13 protein-coding genes and 4 pseudogenes are annotated in these 20,747 nt (G+C 71.3%); 8 read left to right on the forward strand and 9 right to left on the reverse strand.

Features of this window, described 5'->3' with window-relative positions; genetic code table 11:
- Window positions 1-64: 64 nt before the first annotated feature.
- Window positions 65-574, reverse strand: coding sequence for a diaminobutyrate acetyltransferase (ectA, locus tag BJF83_RS12335; protein ID WP_075926394.1), 510 nt, complete (start codon window positions 572-574; stop codon window positions 65-67).
- Between the two features lie 786 nt (window positions 575-1,360).
- Here ectA and BJF83_RS12340 point away from each other — a divergent pair.
- Together BJF83_RS12340 and BJF83_RS12345 are read left to right on the forward strand one after the other, a co-directional pair.
- Window positions 1,361-1,624, forward strand: a complete 264-nt coding sequence (locus BJF83_RS12340) for a WhiB family transcriptional regulator (RefSeq protein ID WP_075926395.1) — start codon at window positions 1,361-1,363, stop codon at window positions 1,622-1,624.
- 177 nt (window positions 1,625-1,801) lie between these two features.
- A complete protein-coding gene (locus BJF83_RS12345) occupies window positions 1,802-2,482 on the forward strand; it encodes a copper resistance CopC family protein (RefSeq protein WP_075926396.1) in 681 nt (226 codons plus the stop codon).
- 221 nt (window positions 2,483-2,703) lie between these two features.
- On the opposite strand, the gene BJF83_RS12350 is transcribed toward BJF83_RS12345, so the two are convergent.
- The gene (locus tag BJF83_RS12350) at window positions 2,704-3,465 is read right to left on the reverse strand and encodes a PP2C family serine/threonine-protein phosphatase (protein ID WP_075926397.1); all 762 of its coding nucleotides are present in this window, start codon (window positions 3,463-3,465) and stop codon (window positions 2,704-2,706) included.
- A 778-nt stretch (window positions 3,466-4,243) separates the two neighbouring features.
- Between BJF83_RS12350 and BJF83_RS12355 the strand changes: the two genes are divergently transcribed.
- Both BJF83_RS12355 and BJF83_RS12360 read left to right on the forward strand, forming a co-directional pair.
- Entirely contained in the window at window positions 4,244-5,521 is a 1,278-nt protein-coding gene (locus BJF83_RS12355) for a glycosyltransferase (RefSeq protein ID WP_075926398.1), read from the forward strand.
- Window positions 5,522-5,658: 137 nt separating this feature from the next.
- A complete protein-coding gene (locus BJF83_RS12360; protein WP_075926411.1) occupies window positions 5,659-6,612 on the forward strand; it encodes a sensor histidine kinase in 954 nt (317 codons plus the stop codon).
- A gap of 10 nt (window positions 6,613-6,622) precedes the next feature.
- On the opposite strand, the gene BJF83_RS12365 is transcribed toward BJF83_RS12360, so the two are convergent.
- Window positions 6,623-6,970 (reverse strand): STAS domain-containing protein, encoded by a 348-nt coding sequence (locus tag BJF83_RS12365; RefSeq protein ID WP_075926399.1) that lies wholly within the window; start codon window positions 6,968-6,970, stop codon window positions 6,623-6,625.
- Window positions 6,971-7,062: 92 nt separating this feature from the next.
- Window positions 7,063-7,836: an ANTAR domain-containing response regulator gene (locus tag BJF83_RS12370; RefSeq protein ID WP_075926400.1), complete on the reverse strand. Its 774-nt coding sequence runs from the start codon at window positions 7,834-7,836 to the stop codon at window positions 7,063-7,065.
- A 156-nt stretch (window positions 7,837-7,992) separates the two neighbouring features.
- On the opposite strand from BJF83_RS12370, the pseudogene BJF83_RS12375 reads away from it, so the two are divergent.
- A pseudogene (locus tag BJF83_RS12375) lies at window positions 7,993-9,164 on the forward strand (PAS domain-containing protein).
- 48 nt (window positions 9,165-9,212) lie between these two features.
- Here the strand turns inward: BJF83_RS12375 and BJF83_RS12380 are convergent.
- The 4 genes and pseudogenes from BJF83_RS12380 to BJF83_RS31080 form a co-directional block, all read right to left on the reverse strand.
- Window positions 9,213-9,851, reverse strand: coding sequence for a two-component system response regulator (locus BJF83_RS12380; protein ID WP_075926401.1), 639 nt, complete (start codon window positions 9,849-9,851; stop codon window positions 9,213-9,215).
- Between the two features lie 6 nt (window positions 9,852-9,857).
- Window positions 9,858-12,146 carry a response regulator gene (locus tag BJF83_RS31070; RefSeq protein WP_394329329.1) on the reverse strand — a complete coding sequence of 763 codons (2,289 nt, stop codon included), beginning with the start codon at window positions 12,144-12,146 and terminating at the stop codon, window positions 9,858-9,860.
- Window positions 12,147-12,232: 86 nt separating this feature from the next.
- Window positions 12,233-13,432 (reverse strand): annotated as a pseudogene (locus BJF83_RS31075) (HAMP domain-containing protein); the annotation flags it as partial.
- Window positions 13,387-14,334: a HAMP domain-containing protein gene (locus BJF83_RS31080; RefSeq protein ID WP_394329328.1), complete on the reverse strand. Its 948-nt coding sequence runs from the start codon at window positions 14,332-14,334 to the stop codon at window positions 13,387-13,389. The pseudogene BJF83_RS31075 and the gene BJF83_RS31080, both read right to left, overlap by 46 nt.
- Before the next feature lie 564 nt (window positions 14,335-14,898).
- On the opposite strand from BJF83_RS31080, the pseudogene BJF83_RS12390 reads away from it, so the two are divergent.
- Window positions 14,899-17,081, forward strand: a pseudogene (locus tag BJF83_RS12390) (SpoIIE family protein phosphatase).
- A gap of 150 nt (window positions 17,082-17,231) precedes the next feature.
- Here BJF83_RS12390 and BJF83_RS12395 read toward each other — a convergent pair.
- Window positions 17,232-17,837 (reverse strand): response regulator transcription factor, encoded by a 606-nt coding sequence (locus BJF83_RS12395; RefSeq protein WP_075926402.1) that lies wholly within the window; start codon window positions 17,835-17,837, stop codon window positions 17,232-17,234.
- Window positions 17,838-18,005: 168 nt separating this feature from the next.
- Here BJF83_RS12395 and BJF83_RS12400 point away from each other — a divergent pair.
- A pseudogene (locus BJF83_RS12400) lies at window positions 18,006-19,645 on the forward strand (S1C family serine protease).
- A 278-nt stretch (window positions 19,646-19,923) separates the two neighbouring features.
- Window positions 19,924-20,652, forward strand: coding sequence for a DUF2306 domain-containing protein (locus tag BJF83_RS12405; protein WP_075926403.1), 729 nt, complete (start codon window positions 19,924-19,926; stop codon window positions 20,650-20,652).
- The last annotated feature ends 95 nt before the right edge of the window (window positions 20,653-20,747 follow it).

The raw sequence follows: 20,747 nt of genomic DNA on the forward strand, positions 1-20,747 counted from the left end.
CCAGGTTCGTGGGCTCAGGGCTGTGACGACGGGGTGTCAGGATCGGTCGATCCGGTGCGGATGGTCAGGCACGCTCTTCGCTGGTGCGGGCCCCGAGGGGTCCGATGCGCACGAGGTCCTCGGGCTCGTGGGGAGTCCCGCCGTCGTGCGGGAAGTGCTCCCCGGTGAAGAGAGGGCTCCACTCGATCTCCGCGCCCCGGTCGCGGGCGAACGAGGCGAAGAGTGCGCGTGAGGCGGTGTTGTCGGGCGTGACCGTCGCTTCGAGGTAACTGAGTCCCAGGTCGGCGAACCGGTCACCCACGAAGTCAAGCATGCGGCGCGCCAGTCTCTGCCCGCGGCGGGCGGGATCGACGGCGACCTGCCAGAGGAAGTACGTGTCCGGACTGTCGGGGCGCACGTAACCGGTGACGTAGGCGGCGACACGGCCGACGTCGTCGCGGGCGACGACGCTGGTCCTGGCGAAGTCCCGGCACCAGAGCGTGTAGGCGTACGGGGAGTTCACGTCCATCCCCGTCTCTCCCGCCAGCCGCCACATGCGCGGCCCGTCCTCCGGGGACGGGTGCGACAGGCGCACGTCCCCCCGGCCCGCGGCCCCTGTGGTCCCGGGGCTGCTCGCCCCGCCGTCGGCTCGGTCGCGTGCTTGGAGGTTCGTTCGTAGATGTGGCACGTCGATCGAACTTAGCGAACGAATATCAATGACGTTTCAGAGAGACTCCGCGTACATGTTTCGTCTGTTCGCCATCGGGTATGGCTCGTTTATTTAGCAGCGGCGCACCGGCCTGACCAGGACGTTCGGGAGGGACGAGCGGGGCGGGCCCGTGACCGCCAGTCCCCCGTCCATCAGGGACTTCGACGTTTCCGGCGGGGCCCGGACCCGGGAAGCGCCCGCGCGGCCGACCCTGCGTGGCCGACAGCGCTCAGGGTCAAACATAGAGCCTTATTGAGCAATATTAACAGTGCGTTAAGTCACATCAATTCGGTGGAAACCTCGCGACATAACGGCTGTCCATCCCGAAGAGCGCCCCTCCGCCGCATCGGGAGCACGCACGGAAAGCGGCTCTGGACAGGGACTTTCCCCACGCCCCGGCGGCCCGCTCGCCCTCCGCCACACGACCGGCCAAGCGCGTGCGCGGACGGCGTGGGACCCCGCACAGCCGGTCGGCCCGCTTGATGTCCCGCCGACTTTCGAGCAGACTCCGTGTAGTACTACATCTGGTCGTACTACACTTGGTCGCATCGCTTCGCCGCAGACCAGAGGGGTCAAGCACCCGACAGCCGTGGTGAGGACGAGGACGCGCCCGCCGTAGGACCCACGGCGCGGCCACTGACCACGGATCGCAGCCACGGATCGGAGGCGCACGTGAACCGCCTTTACCACGAGAGCGAGGACTGGGTCGAGCAAGGGAAGTGCCGTTCCCACGACCCGGAGATCTTCTTCCCGGTGAGCAGCACCGGGATCGGGCGGGCCGACACGGAGCGGGCCGTCGCCGTCTGCGGCGGCTGCACCGTTCGCCAGGAGTGCCTGCGGTGGGCCCTGCGAGCCGGAGAGGCGCACGGTGTCTGGGGCGGGACGACCCCGGAGCAGCGCCGCTACATGCGACGCGAATTGGTCCCGGCCTCCTGAGACCGGGGGCCGTCGGGTGCGCGGGGGATCGCGCCCGACGGCCCCTTCTCCTCGTGTGTGGCCTCTCCCCGCTCCGTCTTGCGGCCCCGGAGGGCACCGCCTAGTTTCGATCACGTGCGGCCCGGCCTCCTCCGCCGGCGCGCACGCCCGCCCCGAGCACTGGGAGAAGACGAAGACATGGCCTCCACCGAGACCGCGCGCGCCCTGGACCCGGCGACCGCCCGCCGCCTTCCGCGCCTGATCGCCGCCGCCGCGGTCCCGCTGACCGCGGGAGCGCTGGCGCTGGCCCCCGCCCCCGCCCTCGCGCACGACGTCCTGACCGGTTCCTCCCCCGATGACGGTGCCGTCCTGGACGCGGCTCCGGAGGAGATCGTGCTGAGCTTCAACAACGCTCCGATGGCGTCGGACAGCGCGAGCGACGTCGTCGTCACCGGCCCCAACGGCGAGGAGTACCAGGAGGAGGGAGCCCTGGAGTTCGACGGGCTCGACGTCACCGCGGGCCTGCTCCCCCTGGACGAGGCGGGCGCGTACACCATCGGCTTCCGGGTCGTCTCCTCCGACGGCCACCCCATCCAGGACTCGCTCGCCTTCACCCTGACCGAGGACGCCGTGGCCGGGGCCGCCGCCGAGTCGGAACCCGCGGCCGAGGAGGGCGAGGAGGGCGCCGCCGAGGAGGACAGCGCGACCACGTCCACCGCGGTCGAGACCGACGAGGCCGCCGCCGAGTCCGAGGGCCCGTCGATGGTCGCACTCGGGATCGTGGGCCTCGCGGTGGCCGTGGCGGTCGCCATGCTCGTGGTCGTGGCCGTGGTGCTGCGGTCCCGCGCCGGGTCGGAGTCGGGCAGCGACCAGGACTGAGCCTCGCGCGTGCCCCCGGGGTTCGTTCGGACGCCGCCAGGGCGCCGCAAGACGAGGCAGTCCGTGAGCGGGGGACGAGCGACAGGCGCAGCCGAGGATGGAGCATCCCTGGCCTGGGGGCGCCTGAACACGGGCCAAAGCGAAGCCGAGGCCCGCATGGACACGAGGCGGGGCCCGGATCACGACGACGTCCGGGCCCCGCCGTCCTGGCCAGGCCGAATTCAGACGCGACGCGCGAGCAGGATGCTGATGTTGTCCTTGCCGCCCGCCTCCATGGCCGCCTGCCACAGGGCGTGCACGGCGGCCTCGTCGCTCCCTGCCTCGGCGATCATCCGCTCCATCTCGTCGGGCAGGACGAGATCGGACAGGCCGTCACTGCACATGAGCCAGGCGCTGGGGTCGGCGCCCTCGTCCCTGCCCACATGCGGGACCATCGCGCCGCCGGCGCTGCCGCCGAGGGACTGGGTGATGAAGTTCGTGGTGACGGGGCGGCCGTCCTCGGAGGGCGGGAGCGCGGGCGAGTCGTCCTCCGAGAGCTGGCGCAGGTGTCGCCCCTCCAGGCGGTAGGTCCGGGAGTCGCCGACGTTGAACCAGAAGTTGCCGTCGTTGTTGAGCAGGACTCCGGCGACCGTGGTCCCCATGCCGGAGAACTCGGTGTGCTGGGTCGCGTGGTCCTTGATCTCCTCGTCGATGTTGGTCAGCAGCTGGGCGATCTCGTCCGGGCCCTTGAGCCGCGGACCCACCTCGGCCATGCGGTGCACGGCGTGCTCGGAGGCGATCTCGCCCGCGGCCTGACCGCCGATGCCGTCCGCGACGGCCAGGATGACGGGCTCACTCACCGGCAGAACGCAACGGACCGGCGAGGTCATGTTGGCGCTGGCGACGGTGAGCGCGCCCATGACGACGGAGTCCTCGTTGGCGGGACGGACAGCGCCCCGGTGCGTGAGGGCCGTGACGATGACTTCCCCACCAGCGACACCCATACGCCCTTCCTCCCGTTTCTTCGGCCGTGGCCGGTTGCCCGGCGCAGGCCGCCGGACGTTGCTCAAGTCCCGTTCAACGCGTGGATCCTGTAACCGTACCGAGGTACCGGCGGAGTCGGTCAAAATCCGCGTACATCATGGCGGAAAACACCCGGATACGCAGTTCCCACTCGGGTTCTCGCCGCCGAAAGTGTCGTGGTCGATGTGCCGGTGGTGAGCGGTGTCCAGTCCCGTTGTTCCTGTCCGACAGTAGCGGCGTTGGCCCGACCGCGACAGTGCGCACCGGTCCGGATCGGGAAAGCACAGGGCAGAGGACCTCCGAGGGGGTTACGGACCACCCCGAAGCCCCCCTTTGGAGCGGTCGGCGGCACCCGGTCACGTTGTGGCTCGCCGCACCGTCTGGCAGAATGGGCGCCGTTGGGTGTCTAAGACGCAGACACACACGGCCTCGCCCCGAGTGTCGGCCCGGTCCGGGTTCGCACGGGGGCTCGATCTCCCTACTGGTCGTTTGGTGTGGTTTCCGTGCGTCTGCCCTTCCCCCTCCCCTCCTCTCCGCCGCCTGGCTCCCGTGCGCACTCCATGCGTACGGCGTTCAGTGCTGCCCGTCGCCCTTCCGGGGCGCTCCGACCCCGCTCCGGAGTCGCCTCGGGCCCACCCGTCTACCGCCACCGCCCGTCAGGGGCGCTTCGCGCGCAAACGACCCACCCTCAACGGACGGCCTCCGGCCGCAGAACCCGCTAACGACGGACACCGTTCCGTGTCCAAGGAGTCCAGCCCAGTGAAGATCGCCATGGTCGCCGAACACGCCAATCCCCTCCCCGCCCATCGCGGGGAACCAGCCTGCCCAGCGAGTCTGCACGCCTGTGCCGTGTCCCGGCAGCTCGCCAAACGCGGCCACAAGGTGACGGTGTACTCGCGCCGGAGCGACCCCGATCAGCCCGACGGGCGCACCCGGATGGCCCGGGGGGTGTCCGTCGTCTACCTCGACGCCGGTCCGTCGCGCCCCCTTCGCGACGGCCAGGAGGCCGAGCACACCGGCGCCTTCGGCAGCGCCCTCGCCGCCGCGCTCGACGAGGAGGTCCCAGACGTCCTCCACGCGGTCGGGTGGACCAGCGGTCTGGCCGCCCTGCACGCCCAGGCCCGCTGCGACCGGGACCAGAACAGCACCCCGATCGTCCAGACCTTCCACTCGCTCAACGCCAGCGAACAGCGTTCCGGCCTCTCCCACCAGCCCGAGCGCGCCCGCATGGAGACGATTCTCGCCTCCCGCGCCGACCACGTCCTGGTCAACTCCACCGACCAGCAGGGGGAACTCGCCCGGCTCGGCGTGCCCCGCCACCAGGTGAGCGTCGTCCCGTTCGGGGTGGACACCGACCACTTCAGCGTCGAGGGCAGCGCGTCCTCGCAGCCCTGGCGGACCCGCCGCGAGGAGCGGCCACGCCTGGTCTCAGTCACCTCCCTGGACGGCCCCGGCGGCGCCGCCCGGCTCGTGGAGGCGATGGTGCGCCTGCCCGAGGCCGAACTCCTCATCGTCTCCACCGCCGAGGACCACGACGTCGCCCTCGACGAGAACGCCCGCGCCGTCGAGCTCCTCGCCAAGGAGGCCGGTGTGGACGACCGCTTCCACCTCACCGGCCCGGTGGAGCGCAAGGAACTGCCCCGCCTGTTGCGTTCGGCGGACGTGTACGTGTCCGCCGCCGCCTACGACCCCTACGGCGGAGCCGTCGTGGAGGCCATGGCCTGCGGTCTGCCCGTGGTCGCCACCGCCACGGGGGCGATCCCCGGCGCGGTGCTGCACCGCACCAGCGGCGTGCTGATGCGCTTCGGCCGCCCCGACGAGGTGGCCCGCGCCGTGCGCGCGGTCCTGAACACACCGACGATGAGTTCGGCGTACGGCATCGCCGCCGCCGACCGCGCCCGGTCCCGGTTCACGTGGCAGCGCATCGCGGTGGAGACCGAACTCGCCTACGAGCGTTCCCTGCCGCAGACGCCGGAGCTCGACGACTCCGACGAGGACCGGACCGACGGCCTCCTGCTCTCGACGGCCTCGGGTTGAGCCGTGTCCCCGCTCCCGCCGCGCACGTGCGCCCGGTCCCCCGGAGCGGTCTCCGAGGGACCGGGCGCGGAGTGGGTACACCTCAGATGACGGCGCACGCACCCGGGCGCCGCGCCCCCGAACGCGAACCCTCAGCGATGACCTTCGAACACCAGGGCCTGCTCTTCCACCGCGAGCACAGGTTCCACGACGTGGCCCGGCAGCGGTTGCGGTCGGCCGTACGCGAGGGCGCGTACGCCGTGCTCGCGGTCAGCGCGTGCCGCGCCGCCGCCCTGACCGGGGAACTCGGCGACGCGGAGCGGGACCGACTGCACGTCATCGACCGCACCGCCCTGTACTCCGCGCCGGGCAGGACACTCGCCGTCCTGCACCGGTTGGCCCTCACCCACGGCCCCGCGCCCGTGACCGTGGTCGCCGAGCCGCCGCTGGGCGGTTGTTCGGCGATGGAGCTGCGGGAGTGGCTGCGCCTGGAGTCCGTACTGTCCACCGCGTTGGCCCCGATGCCGCTGCGGCTGCTGTGCGTGCACGACGCGCGCCGTCTCCCCCCGCACGTGCGGTCGGCGGTGCGCGCCACGCACCCGGTACTGGTGCAGCCGGACGGGCCCCGCCCCAACCGCGGGTACCTGGGAACCGCGGCGTTCGGAGTACGGCCGACCGCGCCGGAGCCGCTACCGGTCGCGGGCCCCGTCCACCAGTTGGAGATCGGGCTGTCCCTGCCCCGTCTGCGCCAGGAGCTCACCCACCTGGGACGGGCGGCGGGCTGGCCGGAGCACCGGGTGGACGACCTGGTGGTGGCGGTGAACGAGCTGGCCGCCAACGTGTTGGAACATGGCGCCGGCAAGGGCACGGTGACCGTCTGGCGGGCGCCGGAACGCTGGGTGTGCGACGTGTTCGACGAGGACGGCGGCCTGGTCGACCCGCTGACCGGCTACCGTCCGGCCGACGGCACCCGCCCGCGCGGCTACGGGTTGTGGATCGCCCGGCAGACCTGCGACTTCCTGGAGATCTGCGGCAGCGGCGCGGGGTCGCTGGTGCGGCTGCACTTCCTGGACAGGGAGTACGCCCCCGCGACGGGCGGAGTCGCTCGGTGACCGGGGCCGGTCACTCGCGAAGCGTTTCCACCGCGGCCGCGACGCTCGCCACGATGGGGATGACCTGGTCGATCCCCGCGATCACGAACAGGCGGTTGACCTGCTGCTGGGGTTCGGCGACGACGAGCCCGACGCCGAGGTCGCGCGCGTGACGGTAGGCGGCGACGAGCACGCCGATGCAACGGGAGTCGCAGAAGGCGACCTTGGCGAGGTCGACCACCACCGACTGCGGCGGTTCCTCGGACAGGAGATCGTCGAGGACCCCGGCCAGGGCCGGAGAGGTCACCGCGTCCATCTCCCCCACGGGAGTGACCACGACGACGCCATCCTCGCGACGGATCGAGATGTCTGACGTCACTCTCGGTTCTCCTTGTCGTTCCGGGAGGGCAACGCCCATCATCCCGGTCTTCGGTCACGCTCGGGACTCGACCTTGTTTGGTGTCCCGGAGTTCACCCACCGTCCACGCGCGGGCGACGCGTCCGTGCCTGGGGGCCGGTGTTCTCCGCGACGAGGTCGCGCGCCACGTCCACGACCTTCTTGCGGTTGCGCTGGGCGACCTCGCGCAGCGCCGTGAAGGCCGTGTCCGCGTCACACCCCCTCGCGTGCATGATGATCCCCTTGGCCTGGTCGATCACCGTACGAGCCGACATCGCCCGGCGCATGTGCGCGGTCTCGCGGGCGACGTCGGCTTGGCGGCCCACGTTGATCAGGGCGACGGCCGCGTGCTCGGCGAGCAGGGCGGTGAGGGGGACCACGACGTCCTCGTCGAAGGCGTCGGCCCGGCCGGAATGCACGCCGAACGTCACGACACGATCATCTTCGCCCTCGTCCCCGGGGATGAGGCTGGGCTGTGTGATCGACGAGCGGTCGCCGCACTGCACGGCCATGCTCGTGTACCGGGGCCAGCGGTGTTCGCGCAGGACGTCGCCGACGCGCACCTGGCGCATCTCGCGCACCGCCTCCACCGTGGGCCCGTGGTCGCTCGTGTACTGGTGCTCGAAGGCCTCGGACAGGTCGGCGTGCGAGGCGCCGTAGTCGGCGACGACGTGCCGGACGGACCCGTCTGGCCCCGTCACCTCCCGCCAGACCACGACCAGTGCGGCGGAACACCCGGGCACGCCCAGCGCGGCGGCCCGGCTCATCTGGTCCAGAGCCCGTTCGAGGGTGGCGTTCTCGGTCTGGGCCAGTGCCCCGATGTCACGCGCCAGGCGTTCGATCCACACCGTGCCACCTCGTTTCCGCGCTCCCTGCCCTGATTCCACGGTAACCCTGGTGAGCGCAACCCCCCGCATCCGTTAGCGTCGGTGGGAGACAACGGTGTCAGGGCCCCGGGAACGGGTACCGCCGAAGACGCGATCGACGACGACGGAGACCTGAGCGTGTCGGAGAACCTCGCGGGGCTGCGCAGGGAGATCACCGCTCTGGGGGAGCGGGTGGCCGCCCTGGTGAGCACCCATGCCATGTATCCCGACGACGCCCGGGGCACGGCCGAGGCGGCGCTGGCGGAACTGGAGTACGCCGAACGCCTGCTCGGCGCGGCGGACGACCTGCTCGGCCGCGCCCAGTCCGAACATCCGGGACCGCGACGGCAGGGCGACGAGGGCGACCGGATGCTGCTGCGCGCCATGTTCGCGGAGCTGAGCGTGCCGGTGGTGCTGCTCGACCACGACGCTACATCCGGCGGATCAACAACGCCGGGGCCGCCCAACTGGGCAGTGCGCCCGGCTACCTCACCGGCAAACCCTTCGCTCACTTCGTCGACCTGCGCAGACGCGCGACCATGCAGTCGTGGTTGGCCTCGGTGCTGCGCGGTGACGGGCCCGCCTCGCTGGAGTCGCGCCTGGCCCAGCGAGGGTGGGCCGAGGACGTGCACCTGACCCTGACACGGCTCGAACTGCCCACGGAGGCGCAGCCGCTCGTGCTGGTCGCGATGTCACCGCCGATGAGCGGCGCGGAGGAGGAGGGTCCCGCCCCGCTGGAGCCGGAGGTGGAGGACCAGGTCGTGGTGCTGGCCGCCCGACGGCTGGACGTGCTCACCCGGATGACGCGGCTGCTGCTGCGCAGTGCGGGACCGGGCGGCCGGGGCGAGCCGCTCGCGTTGGCCGACGCCGCCGGACTGCTGGCGGACTCCTACGCCGACTGGGTGATCGTGGACGTGTGCGACCTGCCCGGCGACCCGGACGCCGCCCGACGTGCGGCGGTGGCGGGGCCGCCCGACGCCCCGGAGGAGCTGACGCGGGCGGTGGCGACCGCCGGGCCGCGCGACTCCGACGTCCCCGGCGACGTCCTGGGCGGCGGCCAGTCGCTGCTGTTCCCGCTGATCGAGGACGAGGGCGTCCTCGGTCACGCCGCGACGGGAGCGCCGCTGCTGGCGGCGCTGGGCGCCGGGTCGCTGCTGTCGGTCCCGCTGCGCGGAAGCCGGGGCGTGCGGGGCGCCCTGACCCTCATCCGTCGCAGCAACCGGGGCAGCTTCCGCCTGGCCGACCTCGGGCTCATCGAGGAGATCGGCGAGCACATCGGCCTGGCTCTCCCGCCGCGCCCCACCGGCTGACCCGCCCCGCCGCCTCCCGAGCCGCGCCCCGGGCGCGGGAGAGCGCGGTCAGGCGGGGCCGTGGAGCGTGTCGACCAGAGTGGACAGCTGCCCGACGGAGCGGTCCAGACGGCGCACGCCGTCCACCAGCGGCTGGTCGGTGTCCTGGTAGTGGGCCACGATGTGGTCGCGCAGCGCGGCCAGGTCGCTCTGAACCTGGCGGGAGCGGTGCGCCAGCCGCTCGGCCAGGACCTTGCCGGGCTCGCCGGTCTCCTGTCCGAGGTCGCGTTGCAGGCTGCGCGCCTGCTCGCGCATCTGCGCCTTGAGCTGGTGCAGCTCGACGAACACCTCGACCTTGGACCGCAGGACCCACGGGTCGAACGGCTTGAGCAGGTAGTCGACCGCGCGGGAGGCGTAGCCGCGGAAGACCTCGTGCCGGTCCACCTCCTGCGCGGTGAGAAAGATGATCGGAACGTCCTTGGTCTTCTCGCGCTGCTTGATGTGCGCGGCGGTCTCGAAGCCGTCCATGCCGGGCATGACGACGTCGAGCAGGATGACCGCGAAGTCGGTCCCCAGAAGGTGCTTGAGCGCCTCCTCACCCGAACTCGCCCGGACCAGGTTCTGGTCGAGGGAGGTGAGGGCCGCCTCCAGCGCGATCAGGTTCTCTTCTCGGTCGTCAACGAGAAGGATGTTGGCCTTCTGGGTCACTACGCCTTACTCCAGGTCCTCTGTCGGGGCGGCGCCGGCGTCGCCCGTGTCCGCGTTCGGCTGGTCCCCGCCGTCCATGCGGGTGTCGTCGTCCGTGGCGCCATTGTGCCCGCTGGGGGACTCGGGCGCGCCGTCTGGCCCGAATCCGTCCGCCGCGTCGTCGGCCGCGGCTCCCGCGGCGGTCTCCGCCGGGTCGGCGGTGAGCCAGCGGCGCATGACGTCCAGCAGGTGGTCCAGGTCGACGGGCTTGGTGACGTAGTCGGTGGCGCCGGCCGCCAAGCTGCGCTCCCGGTCGCCCTGCATCGCCTTGGCGGTGAGGGAGATGATCGGCAGGTCGGCGAACTGGGGCATGTCCCGGATCGCCCGGGTCGTGGCGTTGCCGTCCAGTTCGGGCATCATCACGTCCATCAGGACGAGGGAGATGTCCTCGTTGGCCTCCAGCATCGCGATGCCCGAACGGCCGTTGTCGGCGTACAGGACCTCCAGCCCCTGGGCCTCCAGGGCGCTGGTCAGCGCGAAGACGTTGCGCACGTCGTCGTCGACGATCAGCACCCGCTGTCCGCTGAGGACGGCGCGGCGTTCGGGGTCGGTCCTGGCCTCGACCCGCTCCGTCGGCGCGTCCTCGCGCCCGCCCTCGGCCGCGACCGCGGGTTCGGACGGCTTGAGCACCGGGACGCTGGGCAGCGGCTCGTTGCCGATGTCGGTGAGGGCGGCCAGCGCGGCGTCGAAGTCCTCGGCGGGCATGACGTAGTCGCCGTCGCTCCCGGCGTCGCCGGGCGAGGCCTGGCCGGGGGCGGACTCCAGCGCGGGGACGGTGTCCACGCCGCCGACGTCCTCGCCGCGCTCCCCGGCGTCCTCGGGCAGCCGCACCGGAAGCAGGAGGGTGAAGGTGGAACCCTGGTTGGCCACGCTCTGGACGCGGATCTCACCGCCCAGGAGCCGGGCGAAGTTGCGGCTGATGGACAGCCCCAGACCCGTGCCGCCGAACCTGCGCGACGTGCCTCCGTCGCCCTGGTGGAAGGCTCGAAGATCACCTGGAGTTTGTCCTCGGCGATCCCGATGCCGGTGTCGGCGACGGTGAACGCGATGACCTCCTCGTCCTCCACGAACATGTCGAGGTCGGCGTCGTCCAGGGCCCACGCGGGCTCGATGAGCAGCCGCACCTCGCCCTGCGGTGTGAACTTCACGGCGTTGGACAGCAGGTTGCGCAGGATCTGCTGGAGACGCTGCTCGTCGGTCCACAGGGTGCCGGGGATGTCGGGTGAGACGTCCACCGCGAACGCGAGCCCCTGCTCCCCGGTGACCGGTCGGAAGGTGGCCTCCACGTAGTCGACGAGCTGGGCGATGGACACCTCGCTGGGCTGCACCTCGGCGCGGCCCGCCTCCACCTTGGACAAGTCGAGGATCTCGTCGATGAGGAGCAGGAGGTCGCTGCCCGCCTTGTGGATGGTCTGGGCGAACTCGACCTGCTTGGGAGTCAGGTTCTGTTCGGCGTTGTCGGCCAGGAGGCGGGCCAGGATCAACAGGCTGTTGAGCGGCGTGCGCAGCTCGTGCGACATGTTCGCCAGGAACTCCGACTTGTACTTGGAGGAGACCTGGAGCTGGTGGGCACGCTCCTCCAGGGCGTTCCTGGAGCGCTGGATCTGCTGGTTCTGGAGTTCGATCGCCCGGTTCTGGTTGGCCAGCTGGGTGGCCTTCTGCCGCAGCTCGGCGTTCTTGCCGCGCAGTTCCTCCTGTTGGCGCTGGAGTTCGTTGGACCGCTCGCGGAGCTGGCTGGTGAGCTGCTGGGACTGTTCGAGGAGGTACTCGGTGCGGTTGTTGGCCAGGATCGTGTTGATCGTGGTGCCGAGAAGGGCCACCAGCTGGCGCAGGAAGTTCTTGTGGATCTCCCGGAACTCCTCGTAGGAGGCGAACTCGATGACGCCGAGCGCGCGCTCCTCGGAGATGATCGGGAGGATGTACAGATGCCGGGGTTCGGCCTTGCCCAGACCGGACTGGACGGTGACGTAGCCGGGCGGGATGTTGCTGACCTGCTGTTCGGTCTGCTGTGCCAGCGCCTCGCCCGCGAGCCCGACGCCCTTGCGGATCCGGCGGCGGCTCTCGTCGGGCGCGTAGCCGAAGCCCGCGTAGAGCCGGAAGACGTCCTGGTCCCCCTGGTCCTCGGGGAGGTAGCAGGCGCCGTGCTGGGCCTCCATGAGCGGGGTCACCTCGGTCATGATGAGGCGGGCCAGCTCGTTCAGGTCCCGGTGGCCCTGGATGTGGCCGGAGATGCGGTTGAGGTTCGACTTGAGCCAGTCGGCGTCCCGCTGGGTGGCGGTGGTCTCGCGCAGGTTGGACACCATCAGATTGAGGTTGTCCTTGAGTTCCTCCATCTCACCGCGCGTGTCGACCTGGATGTTGCGGGTCAGGTCGCCCTTGGCCACGGCGTTGGCGACCTCGGCGATCGCGCGCACCTGGATGGTCAGGTTGCCCGCCAGGCCGTTCACGCTGTCGGTGAGCTGCCTCCACGTGCCCGAGACGCCCTCGACCTTGGCCTGACCGCCCAGCTGGCCCTGGCTGCCCACCTCGTGCGCGACCCGGGTGACCTCCGTGGCGAACGCGGAGAGCTGGTCCACCATCGTGTTGACGGTGGTCTTGACCTCCAGGATCTCGCCCTGGGCGTTGACGTCGATCTTCTTCGTGAGGTCGCCGGCCGCGACCGCGGTCGTGACCTCGGAGATGTTGCGCACCTGCGTGGTGAGGTTGTGCGACATCGAGTTGACGTTCTCGGTGAGGTCCTTCCAGATGCCGGAGACGCCCGGGACGTCGGCTCGGCCGCCGAGCTTGCCCTCGGTGCCCACCTCGCGGGCCACCCGGGTGACCTCGTCGGCGAAGGCCGAGAGTTGGTCCACCATGACGTTGATGGTGTCCTTCAGCTCCAGGATCTCGCCCTTGGCGTTGACCGTGACCTTCTTGGTCAGGTCGCCCGCCGCCACCGCACGCGTGACCATGGAGATCTGGCGTACCTGGTAGGTCAGGTTGTTGGCCATCGAGTTGACGTTGTCCGTCAGGTCCTTCCAGACCCCGGAGACGTCGCGCACGTGCGCCTGACCGGCCAGTTTGCCCTCGGTGCCGACCTCGCGAGCCACCCGGGTGACCTCGCTGGCGAACGAGTCCAGCTGGTCGACCATCTTGTTGATGGTGTCCTTGAGGTCGAGCATCTCGCCCTGGGCGTCCACGGTGATCTTCTTGCTCAGGTCGCCCCGGGCGACCGCCGTCGTCACCTGCGAGATGTTGCGAACCTGGTAGGTGAGGCTGTTGGCCATCGAGTTGACGTTGTCGGTCAGGTCCTTCCAGATGCCCGACACGCCCTTGACGTTGGCCCGGCCGCCCAGCTTGCCCTCGGTGCCGACCTCGCGAGCCACCCGGGTGACCTCGTCGGCGAACGAGTCCAGCTGGTCGACCATGGTGTTCACGGTGTTCTTCAGAGCGAGCATCTCGCCCTGGACGTCCACCTCGACCTTGCGGGTCAGGTCGCCCCGGGCGACGGCCGTCGTCACCTGCGAGATGTCCCGCACCTGGTTGGTGAGGTTGTCCGCCATCGAGTTGACGTTCTCGGTGAGGTCCTTCCAGATGCCCTGGACCCCGCGCACGTTGGCTCGACCGCCCAGCTTGCCCTCGTGCCCACCTCGCGGGCCACCCGGGTGACCTCGTCCGCGAAGGTGGAGAGCTGGTCCACCATCGTGTTCACCGTGTCCTTGAGGTCGAGCATCTCGCCCTGGACGTCGATGGTGATCTTCTTGCCGAGGTCGCCGCGGGCGACCGCCGTGGTCACCGCGGAGATGTCCCGAACCTGGTTGGTGAGGCGGGAGGCCATCTGGTTGACCGACTCGGTGACCTCGCGCCAGGCCCCGGAGACGCCCTCGACCTGCGCGCTGCCGCCGAGCTTGCCCTCCGTGCCCACCTCACGGGCCACCCGGGTGACCTCCTCGGTGAAGCCGCTCATCTGGTCGGCCATCCGGTTCACGGTGGTGGCCAGGCGCAGGAGGTCTCCCTTGAGCTCGCCCCGGCGGCCCTCGGTGGAGGCGCGGCGGCTGAGCTGGCCCTCGGCGACGGAGTCGAGGACGCGGGCGACGTCGGTGACAGGTTCGGCGACCTCGTCGAGGAGGTCGTTGAGGGCACGGGCGCTCTCGCCCCAAGCCCCTCGGGAGGGGTTGACCGCGACGCGTTCGTGCAGGCGGCCCTCGTCGCGGACGACGTCGCCGACACGCTGGAGTTCGCTGCTGAGCTGTTCGCTGTGGTCGACCACCTCGTTGAAGACCGAGGCGATCTCCTGGACAGTGCCGCTGCCGCGCTCGCGGAGGCGCACGCTGAAATCGCCGTCCCGCATGCGGTAGAGGGCACTGAGAATCTCTTCGAGTTGTTCCTCAGCCAGTTCCTTGGCCGCGTCGGGCATCGAACCCCTCCCGCTGGTCTGGTCCACCTCGACTTCCCGTCCGGTCACGCTACCGTCGCGCTCTACCACCCGAAAGAAGTGGATCTGTCGGTGACTCAGTGTCTGCGACTCAGCTTAGTGACCCCATGACCGGGGCCGCGCCCCTCCCGACTGATCTTCCGGCGCGGCCGAGTGGCGCGGGCGCGCGGGTGCAGGCGCGCCCGGCGACGGCCCGGCGGCGATCCCGCGGCGCGTCCTCGCTCGGCGCCCACGTGCGGCTCACCGGGATCACCACCGCCGCCCGCTCCGGGACCTGGCCGGCTGTCCGCCGGAAGGGGAGGCGCATGATCGCATGATGGCACGGGAACGCGGCGTGGGAAGGGGTTTCGGCCCGGCCTGGCGGCCGACGGGTCCAGGCCGCCGGACGGCGGGGTCGCGAAGGAGCGGCGACGACGGGGGCGACCGGGATGCCCGTCCGCCGAACGCGCCCGCACAGGTCGGTCGCCGGTCTCGTCCGCACTGGTGAGGCGCTCCGGTGGATCCGGACCTCCTGGGGTGCGCCTCCCGCGTATCGTGGCAGTGGCAGCCCTAACTCCCCGCTGCCCACGCCCAGTGACGAAGGACTTGCCCGGCTTGCCAGCACACGACGCGTCGAAGGTCGCCCGACGAGACTTCCCGCCCGCTCCCGAAACCGCGGCGGCCGCTCGGGAGTTCGTCCACGACACCCTCCTGTCCTGGGGTGCGCCGGAGCCCTTCGACGACGTGATCCTCCTGGTCAGCGAGTTGGTGACCAACGCGGTGGTCCACGCGCGGTCGGCGTTGGAAGTGGCGGTCCGCCAGGTGGACGGGTGCATCGAGGTGATGGTGACCGACTCGGTGCCCGACCGGGCGGTCCCGCAGGCCGGGCCGTTGCGGGTGGACGCCGCGCCGCAGTCGGACGAGACCCGGGGCGCCGGCCTCGGGCTGGCGCTGGCCTCGGCGATCGCCTCCAGCTGGGGGGTGAGCTACGGGCGGGACGACAAGGCGGTGTGGTTTCGCATCGAGGACAGCACGCGACCGCCGTCGCTGGAGTCGCCGCCGGTGCGCGATCGGACGAACCGCCCGACCCGGCCGAGCACGTGGGCGTCGCTGGACGCCGCGCTGAACTCGCGGCTGAGCCTGTGGCAGCTGTTGGAGCGGACCGTGGAGCACGCCGCCGCGGCGCTGGGCGGGGACGCGGCCTACATCGCGCTGGCGACCTCGGACGAGACCATGTGGGAGGTGCGGTCCGCGGTCGGTCTGACCAGTGACGACGCTCCCTGGCGGCCCCTGCGGATCCGTACCGAGGAGGTGTTCCCGTCCGCCGCGCCGGAACCCGGTCCGACGATCAACGACGACCTGATGATCGCTCGCGCCAGCCGGGGTCGGCTCTCGCGCGCGGGCATGCGTTCCCTGGTGACCGCGCCGCTGATCGTGGACGGCCGGGTGACGGGGCTGCTGGGGGTCGCGTCGAAGCGGACGCGGCACTTCGGTCCGGCGGCGGCGCAACGGCTCCAGGAGGGGGCGGACCGGATCGCGCTGCCCGTCGAGCGGTCCCGGCTGGCGGAGGTCGAGCTGAGCCGCCGTGCGTCGCTGAGCTTCCTGGCCGAGGCCAGCGACCTGCTCGCCGGGACACTGGACGAGCGGATGACGGGGGCGCTGGCGGCGCAGCTGATCACGTCGCGCCTGGGCCAGTGGTGTGCCATCCACGCCACCAACGACATGGGCGTCTTCCAACTGACGCACGTGGCGCACCGCGACGAGAACCTCAACGACATCCTGCGTGAGCTGCTGTCCGAGCTGCCGCCGCGTGAACAGCGCGAGCCGCGGCCGCTGTGGTCACCGAAGGAGCTCGCCGAGGCGGGGCTGACGGAGAGCCTGACCCGGGATCTGTCGCAGGGACCGGCGATCAGCATTCCCCTGGTGGCGCACGGGCGCGCGCTGGGGCGGATGACGATCGGGCGGAGCGAGGCGGACGACTTCACCCGGGACCAGGTGGACGTGGCCGACGACCTGAGCCGGCGCGTGGCGTCGGCGATGGAGAACGCGCGGCTGCACGAACGGCAGGCCTCGATGAGCGTCGCGCTCCAGCGCAGCCTGCTGCCCGCCAAGGAGAAGGAGCCGGTGATCCCCGGTGTGGACCACGCGGTGTTCTACCGTCCGGCGGACGAGAAGAACGTGGTCGGCGGGGACTTCTACGACGTGTTCGCGGCCAGCGGGCGGTGGTGCTTCGCCGTGGGCGACGTGTGCGGCACGGGACCGGAGGCCGCGGCGATCACCGGACTGGCGCGGCACACGTTGCGGGCCCTGGCCAGGGAGGGATTCTCCCCGGCGCACATCATGCAGCGGCTGAACATGGCGATCCTGGACGAGAACACCTCGACGCGGTTCCTGACCATGCTGTACGGGGAGATGACCCCGGCCACGGACGCGGTCGGGGGATGCGGGTACGGATGGTGTCCGCGGGGCACCCGCTGCCGCTGCGGCTGAACCAGAAGGGCGAGGTGTCGTCGTTCGGGTCGTCGCAGCCTCTGCTGGGGGCGTTCGAGGACGTGGGGTTCGAGAACGAGAGTGTGGAGCTGCGCCCCGGCGAGGTGGTACTGGCGGTGACCGACGGTGTGACCGAGCGGCGGAGCAACTCGGACATGCTCGGTGACGAGGGGCTGAAGGAGATCTTCTCCGGGTGCGCGGGACTGACCGCGCAGGCGGTGATCAGCCGGATCGACCGCGAACTGGAGGAGTACGCGCCCGGCGGGCACACGGACGACACGGCGATGATGGTGCTGAGATTGCTGTAGCGGGCGGCCCCGGCGACGTCGCCGGCCCACACCGGGATGGTGGTCAGTCCTCACGGCACGTCGGTCCTCTCCGGACACTCGCGCGCGGTGCACGATCTCGACGAGGAAGAGATCAGGAGGAATGGCGAACAGGAACAGTCCCGCATCAGCTCAGAGCCAACCCATGTCCTGAGCGGTCCGGACGGCGGCCATCCGGTTGTCGGCACCGGTCTTGCCGATGGCGTTGGACAGGTAGTTCCGCACGGTGCCCTCGCTCAGGTGCAGCGTCCCGGCGATCCGCGCGACGGTGGCCCCCTCCGAGGCCGCGCGCAGCACCTCGGTCTCGCGGTCGGTGAGCGGGCTCTCCCCGCCGACCATCGCCGCGGCGGCCAGGTCCGTGTCGATGTACCGCCCGCCGTCGTGCACCCGGCGGATCGCGCCGGCGAGCTGGTCCACGGGGGCGTCCTTGGCCAGGAAGCCCCGGGCCCCGGAGGACAGCGCCCGGCGCAGGTAGCCCGGGCGGCCGAAACTGGTGAGGATGACCACTCCGCAGTCCGGCGCCGACGTCCTGAGCTCCGCCGCGACCTCCAGCCCCGTGGCGCCGGGCATCTCGATGTCGAGGACCGCGACGTCGGCGACGTGTTCGCGGACGGCGTCCGCGACCTGGTCGCCCCGACCCACCTCGGCGACGACGTCCAGATCCTCCTCCAGGCCGAGGAGCGCCGCGATCGCCCCCCTGACCAGGTGTTCGTCATCCGCCAGAACGATCTTGATCACGGCCCGCCCTTCCTTTGCGCCACGGTGGCAGATGGACGCTATCGTGCCGGGAAGGGCACCGTCACATGGACTCGAAACCCTGGCATATCGGGCTCTCACCATGCTCTAACCCGTGCGCACCATGATGGATCCAGTCAGCAGGCATCGTCCCGCGAGTCGGAGGCTGAGTTGAACCCCAACGAACCCAGTGCAGGCACGGCGGCCGGGCAGGAGGAGCCAGGGCACCGTCCCGCCGAGCCCGCCGACCCGCCCGAGGCGTCCGGTGTGGCCGAGGAGCCGTCCTCTCGGGACGAGGGCTTCCACCGGACCGCCCCGGTCGAGGACGCGTCTGCGTCGGACGGCGCGTCCGCCGCGGAGACCGGACCCCGGTTCGCCCCCACCGGCCAGTCCCACGACTGGGCCACCGGGCCCGAATTGTCCGACCAGGCGGCCTACACCTACCCGTCGCCGCAGCGGCCGGGTGAGGGCGCCTGGGCCGGGGGCCAGCACGGCCCGTACGCCCATCACGCGGGCGGCCCCGTCCCGCCGCACGGTGACCAGGGAGCACCAGGCGACGGCTCGGCCCTCTCCGGCGGCCACGCGTCGTTCGGCGGCCCCTACGGACCGCAGGGCCCCGGCGGGCCGGGCGGACCGCAGGGCCCCGGCGGACCGCAGGGCCCCGGCGAGCCTGGTCAACCTCCCTTCGGCCACCAGGGGCCACCTCCGGGCCAGGTACCGCAGCCCGGAGGGCCCCGTGGCGGCCGCGTCGTCGCCGTCGCGGCGGCCACGGCCCTGGTGACCAGCCTCGTCGTGGGCCCCCTCGCGGCCCTGGGCACCGCCTACCTGCTGCCGGACGGGGTGTCGTCTCCGATCAGCTCGCTCAACGGCGAGCAGACCTTGACGCCGACCGAGGGCGAGGTCGGCGAGGTGGCCGACACCGTGCTGCCGAGCGTGGTGTCCATCGAGACCGCCAACGGCAGCGGGAGCGGCGTGATCATCTCCTCGGACGGCCAGATCCTGACCAACGCGCACGTCGTGGAGGCGGCCCGGGGCGACGCCCTCCAGGTGATGTTCAACGACGGCTCGACGGCGCCCGCGCGGGTCCTGGGGTCGGACGCGGTGTCCGACATCGCGGTGCTCCAGGCCGAGGGTCGCAGCGACCTCGAACCCGCCACGCTGGGCGACTCCGACCAGGTCGGCGTGGGGGCCGACGTGGTCGCGATCGGTTCCCCGCTGGGCCTGTCCGGCACGGTGACCACGGGCGTGGTCAGCGCGCTCAACCGTCCGGTGAACACCGGGATCACCGAGGGCGAGGCGGGTCCCACCTCGACGGTGATCAACGCGATCCAGACCGACGCCGCCATCAACCCGGGCAACTCCGGAGGCCCGCTGGTGAACATGAACGGCGAGGTGATCGGGATCAACACCGCGATCGCCGGGATCTCGCAGGACAGCGGTTCGGTGGGCCTGGCTTCGCCATCCCGATCAACCAGGTCCGGCCCATCGCCGAGCAGCTCGTCGAGGAGGGTTCGGCGAGCTACGCGGCGATCGGCGCGACGATCACCCGCAGCTCCGCGGGCGGCGCGGAGATCGTCGAGGTCAACCGGGGCAGCGCCGCGGAGGAGGCGGGGCTGTCCACCGGAGACGTGGTGGTGTCCGTGAACGGTGAGACCGTCTCCTCCCCCGACCAGCTGATCGCCCTGATCCGGTCGCACCGCCCCGGTGACGAGGTGACCTTCGGGGTCCTTCGAGGCGGATCCGGCAGCGCGCAGAACGTGACGGTGACGCTCGCGGAGCAGAGCTCCGGCGCCGACGACATCGGCGACTGACCGGACGACCTCGGTCGTCCCTCCCGAGGGGCGGCCCCGGACATGGGGTTCCGGGGCCGCCCCTCACTCACGCGCCCTCGCGGGTGAGGGTGGTGGAGGCGCCTCCACCACCCTCACGCGGGTCCCTGCTCCACCGCGCGTGCTCACCACCGCTCCACCCCGGGTCCAGGTGCGCGCACTCTCGTGCGCCAACGCCTGGCGGGCGTAGCGTTCCTCCTGTTCGGAGCGCCCGCCGGCGCTCCGGCGCCCCGAGAGACCCGCCAGAGGAGCACGCGACCATGTCACCCCCCGCGTCGACCACCGAACGGCCCGCCCGCCGCGCACGACCCAGCGTCCCCTGGTGGCGAAGGCCCTGGATCGTCCCGTTGGCCCTGAGCACGTTGGTGTTCCTGACCCTGTCCGTTCCGCCCTACCTCGGACTCGACCCGGACCAGGCCCCCATCCCCGTGCGGGCGGACGTCCCCTGGCACTACCCCATGCTGTGGACGCACATCGCCGGCGGCACCGTCCTCATGGTTCTGGTCATCGGCCAGGTGTGGCCGTGGCTCCGCGAGCGCCACCCGAGCGTGCACCGCTGGTGCGGCCGGGTCTACGTGTTCGGCGGCGTCCCCCTCGTCGGAATCCCCGCATTGCTCATCGCCCCGCTCAGCCACACCGGTCCGTCCAGCCAGGTCGGAACCACGCTGTGGGCGGTCGCCTGGTTGGGTTTCACCGTGACCGGCTATGTCATGGTGCGGCGGCGCCGGTACGCCGAGCACCGGGAGTGGATGCTGCGCAGCTTCGTCCTGATCTACGGCATCGCCCTGCAGCGGTTGGTGGTCCCCCTGCTCCTGCTGGCCATGCTGCCCCGGATCGGCCGCGACTACGACGGAGGAGTCTCGGACCTGGTCATGGACCTCTTCCCCGCGAGCATGTTCGTCAGCTGGATGGTCCCGCTGATCGTTCTGGAGTGGTGGCTCGGGCACACGCGACGGATCGGGCGCCGCCCGAGCTCGGCCGTCTCCTGACCCACACGTCCCCGGTCACCAGCGGATGACATTCGCGCACACGAGCGATCACGGACAGTATCGTTCGCTGGGTCATGTGCTATCGGACCGGTCGC

Source organism: Nocardiopsis sp. CNR-923 (assembly GCF_001942255.1).
GTDB lineage: Bacteria > Actinomycetota > Actinomycetes > Streptosporangiales > Streptosporangiaceae > Nocardiopsis.

Coding starts and splice junctions, on each gene's coding strand:
- BJF83_RS12405 (WP_075926403.1), top strand. CDS start 19,924: ATGTCACCCCCCGCGTCGACCACCGAACGGCCCGCCCGCCGCGCACGA.
- BJF83_RS12360 (WP_075926411.1), top strand. CDS start 5,659: ATGACCTTCGAACACCAGGGCCTGCTCTTCCACCGCGAGCACAGGTTC.
- BJF83_RS12345 (WP_075926396.1), top strand. CDS start 1,802: ATGGCCTCCACCGAGACCGCGCGCGCCCTGGACCCGGCGACCGCCCGC.
- BJF83_RS12350 (WP_075926397.1), bottom strand. CDS start 3,465: ATGGGTGTCGCTGGTGGGGAAGTCATCGTCACGGCCCTCACGCACCGG.